The following is a 4,392-nucleotide window of genomic DNA, read 5'->3' on the forward strand; positions in this document are numbered from 1 at the left end:
GGGTGACCAGAAGCGATATGCGGCCGAAGCGACGTTTGTCCATCCGTGCGGTTGTTGTACGAAACAAAGGTACATATAAAAATGTCTCTGCCGACGGCGTTAAAACTATTTAACACTCTTTAACGGAGCATTAACCATCGCCAGCCGGATTTCGTGCGACCTTTGTATCGGAACCAAAACCGATACACCATGAAAAAGTTACTTGTCACCCTTGTCGTCCTCGCCGCATCGGTCTGTGCGGCGCAGGCCCAGCAGACCATCGTCTCCTACCCGACCGACGGCGTTACGACGTTCGACACGACCGAACTGCCCGGCGAGGTGCTCGACACGACGCGATTCGTCGTCAGCTACCGCATGCTCTATGAGCGGCGGCCCGAGAACGACCACCCGATGGAGGACCTCCTGCTGCTTCAGGTCGGGCGCAACGTCTCGAAATGCTACTCCTACAAGACGTGGCAGACCGACTCGCTTGTGCGTGTCACGCCGCCCGAGCAGGTGTTGGCCAACCTCGGAAGTTTCCACGGCGGCGTGCAGGACATCTTCTTCCGCGATGCGGCGGCCGGACGGCTGACCCACACCGACCAGATCGGCATGGACCACCTGCTCTACACCGAGCCGCTGCCCGCGATCGACTGGGAACTTACGGACGGCGAGCGGACGATCGTCGGCTATGCGTGCCGCCGGGCCCGCTGCACCTTCCGCGGCCGAAGCTACGAGGCGTGGTACGCCCCCGAGATCGCCGTGAGTTGCGGGCCGTGGAAGTTCGGCGGGCTGCCGGGGCTGATCCTGGCCATAAGGGACGATGCCGGAGTGCTCGATCTGGAGGCCACGGGCGTGGAACAGCGCGTCGAGCCCATCCGCATGACCGACCGCAACTACATGAAAACCAACCGCAAGAAGTACCTCGACCTCAAGCAGAAGGTAATGACCGATCCGGTCGGCTACCTCACGGGCAGCTCCAACGTGCGGATGACCATCAAGAACGAGGACGGCACCCCCGTCAATCCGGGCGACCTCGTGCGCGGCTACAATCCGATCGAGCTCGAATAACCTGCTGTAATACATGAAGTGGATCGTATTTATCGCTGTTATATTGGGATTTGCCTCCACAGTTTCGGCGCAGGAACTGACGGGGCGGGTTGTGGATGCCGCCGACGGACGGCCCCTCGCAGGGGCCATCCTGCTGGCGGCCGACAGCACGGGCCGGCAGGCGGGCTACGCGACCTCGGCCGCGGACGGCGCCTTCCGTCTCCGCCCGCGCCAGGGGATGCAGGCCGCACGGATCGACGTCTCGATGATGGGCTACCGTGCGCAGCGGTTCGATGCCGCCCGCCTGCCGCAGGAGATCCGTCTCGAGGCCAGTGCCGTGGAGATCCGCGAGGTCGAGATCCGCGCACCGCGCCTCTCGCTGCGGGGCGACACGGTGAGCTACAACGTCGCAAGCTTCACCGAGGCACAGGACCGCACGATCGCCGACGTGCTGCGCAAGATGCCGGGCATCGAGGTCGAAAAGTCGGGTGAGATCCGCTACAACGGCGAAGCAATCAACAAGTTCTACATCGAGGGGATGGACATGCTCGACGGCCGCTACTCTCTGGCGACGAACAACATCGCCCCGCAGGATGTGGCCAGCGTCGAGGTGATGGAGAACCACCAGCCGATCAAGGCGCTGCGCGACGTGCTCTACAGCGACCGCGCGGCCCTGAACCTCCGTTTGAAGAAACAGGCCCGTTCGCACTGGACCGGAACGCTTCGCGGCGCCGGCGGCGGATCGCCCGACGAGGTGCTGGGCAGCGGCTCGGCCTTCGCCATGCGCATCGCCGCGCAAAGTCAGTCGATGCTCAACCTCAAGGGCGACAACACGGGCGAGGACCCGACGGCCGATCTGCACCAGCTCACGGCCGAGGAGATACTCAACGGTGCCGACAACCGCTACGAGGCCCCCGCGTGGTTCTCAACGGGGCTCTCCGAGGCGCCGCTCGACGACAGCCGCACGCGGCTGAATCGTTCGGCGATGGCCAGTGCCGACCACCTGCGCAAACTCACGGACGACTACCAGCTGAGCGGCCACGTCGCTTGGGGCTACGACCGGCTGACTTCGGACTACGCCTCGCGGATCGTCCGCTACCTCTCCGACGGGGAACTGGCTGAAGAGCTCGCGGAGCGGGCCCGGCTTACCGACCGGCAGCTCGCGGCCCATGTGAAGCTGCTGGCCAACACCGAACGCTTCTACCTCATGGACCGCCTTTCGGCCGACCTTGCGTGGAGCGATTTCGACGCCGCGACAACGGGCAGCTATCCCAACCGCCAGCAGACCGAAGCCCCGACGCACCGCGTGGAGAACGACCTCAATTACATCCGCCGCACGGGACGCCGCACGCTGACCGTGACGTCGAATCTCTTGTGGCTCACGCAGCCGCAGCAGCTGGACGTCGTGCGCGAGGGCTCCGCGCAGCGGCAGCAGCTCGATGTGGACCTGCTGCGCATGAACCACAACATCGCCTGGGGGCTGGAGGCCGGACGCCGCTGGTCGTTCCAGTTCAAGGGCGGTATCGCGGCCCTCTGCCGGCGCTTCGACAGCTCGTTGAGCGGCCTTGAGGCCGAGACCTCCGCGCCGCTTGCCGCCGACACGCGCTTCGGCTACGGAAGCCTCTACCTGCGTCCGACGGCCACCTACCGCACACAGCGGCTGCGCCTCATGTTCGCCCTGCCGGCCGATTGGCGCTATTACCGCTATACGGGCGGCAGCAGCAGCCCGCTGCTCTGGTCGGCCAACCTCTCGGCACGCTGGACCCCGTCGGCCTGCTGGACCCTCTCGGCGTCGGGCGCCGCGGGCGAGCAGGGGGCTGCCGAAGCAACGGTCTATCCGGCCACGCTGCTGCGCAACTACCGCACGCTGGCCTCCGGGGCCGCAACGCCCGTACCGACCCCCGTGCGGATGCTGACGGCCGGCGCCAACTACAAGAACCCGCTGAGCGGCATTTTCGCCCACCTCTTCCTCCAGCGCTCGTGGTACGACCTTCCGTGGCTCGCCACGCAGGATTTCGAAGGCGACTACATCGTCTCGGGGCAACTCCGCGAGGCGAACCGCATGGCGTCGTGGAACCTCTCGACGGGCCTCAGCACCCACATCGACGCCCTGCACGGCCAGGCGGGAGTCGATCTTGCATGGAGCGACACGCGGATGGAGGTCTGCCAGCAGGGCGTTCGGATGCCGTACCGCTCGGGCGTGCTGACCCTCTCGCCGCGGGTGAACCTCCGCGCGGCCCGCTGGCTCAACGTCGAATACACGTTCAACTACCGCTACACGCAGCTGCGGATCGAATCCGCCGCCCCGACCGACCGCCATGCGTTCGACCAGCGGCTGCAGCTCAACTTCACGCCGGCCAAAAATCTGGTTCTCCAGCTGACCGGAGAGCACTACCGCACGCAACTCTCCGACACACGGAGCAAGCACCTCATACTGGCCGACGTCTCACTGCGCTGGAAAGCCGGCCTGCGGTGGGAGTTCTTCGCCTCGGCCGCAAATCTGCTCAACGAGACGGAGTACGCCTACACGCTCTTCGACGGATTGAGCTCCTCGGCATGCCGCTATGCCATCCGCCCGCGCGACCTGCTCGTGGGTTTCAACTGGAAATTCTGACGTCCTGCGGAATCGCTATCCGAGAGTGACGATCTCCGCCCCGGGGTACTTCGCCCGCTGTTCGGGAGTCGGATCGATCAGGAACCACATCGCACCGGGGAACTCGCCAGCGGCGGGATCGCCGTCGCTGCCGGGATGCAGGTTGGCAGGTTGTGCCGCAACGTGACGGGCCAGGGCAGCCCGGTCCGCATCCTGCTCGAAGACGTGGACCTCGCATTCGGGATGCACGAGGGCCAGGAGCAGTCCGAACTCCCCCTGACCGTTATTGACGACGACGGCCGTGCGTGGAGTGCTTCCGCGGTCGATCCATCGGCTGAAGGCGCCGCTGCCGCGCAACACCCGGCGGGCGCGGGCCTCGACCTCCGGCCCCTTGTAACGGTAGCGGGCCAGCACCTGCGGCGCATAATAGCGTGCCGTGCCGAAGCGCATGCGCATCGCATCCTCCAACGTCCCGACGGCTGCGGCGGCGGCACCGGCAACCACCGGAGCCCCGTATTCGACCCTGAGAGAGCCCCGTTCGAGCAGAGGCCCTCCATCTGGGTACAGATCGCCGCTGCCGTGGATTCCCATCGGGATGACCGGCGCGTGGAGACCGTCCGGCAGGGGCCCGAAGCAGACTACCTGCCATCCCCGCCTGCAGGCCCCGTCGGCATTGCCGGCAGGAACCAGCGCATGGGTCGTCCGCAGCAGCGCCGAAATCAGCGCCGGGAAACGGCGGTCGGCAACGACCCCCGCGCCCGCGGCTGCCG

At 66.1% G+C, this 4,392-nt stretch carries 4 protein-coding genes (1 of these 4 cut by a window edge); 2 read left to right on the plus strand and 2 right to left on the minus strand.

Annotated elements, in window-relative coordinates:
• Positions 1-189 precede the first annotated feature (189 nt).
• Both QZL63_RS06255 and QZL63_RS06260 read left to right on the plus strand, forming a co-directional pair.
• Positions 190-1,050, plus strand: a complete 861-nt coding sequence (locus tag QZL63_RS06255; RefSeq protein WP_022308474.1) for a GLPGLI family protein — start codon at positions 190-192, stop codon at positions 1,048-1,050.
• A gap of 13 nt (positions 1,051-1,063) precedes the next feature.
• Positions 1,064-3,643 carry a TonB-dependent receptor gene (locus QZL63_RS06260; RefSeq protein WP_022308475.1) on the plus strand — a complete coding sequence of 860 codons (2,580 nt, stop codon included), beginning with the start codon at positions 1,064-1,066 and terminating at the stop codon, positions 3,641-3,643.
• A gap of 15 nt (positions 3,644-3,658) precedes the next feature.
• Here the strand turns inward: QZL63_RS06260 and QZL63_RS06265 are convergent, their stop codons facing one another.
• Both QZL63_RS06265 and QZL63_RS06270 read right to left on the minus strand, forming a co-directional pair.
• On the minus strand, positions 3,659-4,126 hold the full coding sequence (locus tag QZL63_RS06265; RefSeq protein ID WP_290586248.1) for a hypothetical protein: 468 nt from the start codon (positions 4,124-4,126) through the stop codon (positions 3,659-3,661).
• A 215-nt stretch (positions 4,127-4,341) separates the two neighbouring features.
• Positions 4,342-4,392, minus strand: the end of a protein-coding gene (locus QZL63_RS06270; RefSeq protein WP_022308477.1) for an MMPL family transporter. 2,763 nt of this gene lie beyond the right edge of the window; only the last 51 of its 2,814 coding nucleotides appear in the window; the start codon falls outside the window, past its right edge; its stop codon occupies positions 4,342-4,344.

Source organism: Alistipes sp. CAG:268 (genome assembly GCA_000434235.1).
GTDB classification, from domain to species: domain Bacteria; phylum Bacteroidota; class Bacteroidia; order Bacteroidales; family Rikenellaceae; genus Alistipes; species Alistipes avistercoris.

Coding starts and splice junctions, on each gene's coding strand:
- QZL63_RS06255 (WP_022308474.1), top strand. CDS start 190: ATGAAAAAGTTACTTGTCACCCTTGTCGTCCTCGCCGCATCGGTCTGT.
- QZL63_RS06260 (WP_022308475.1), top strand. CDS start 1,064: ATGAAGTGGATCGTATTTATCGCTGTTATATTGGGATTTGCCTCCACA.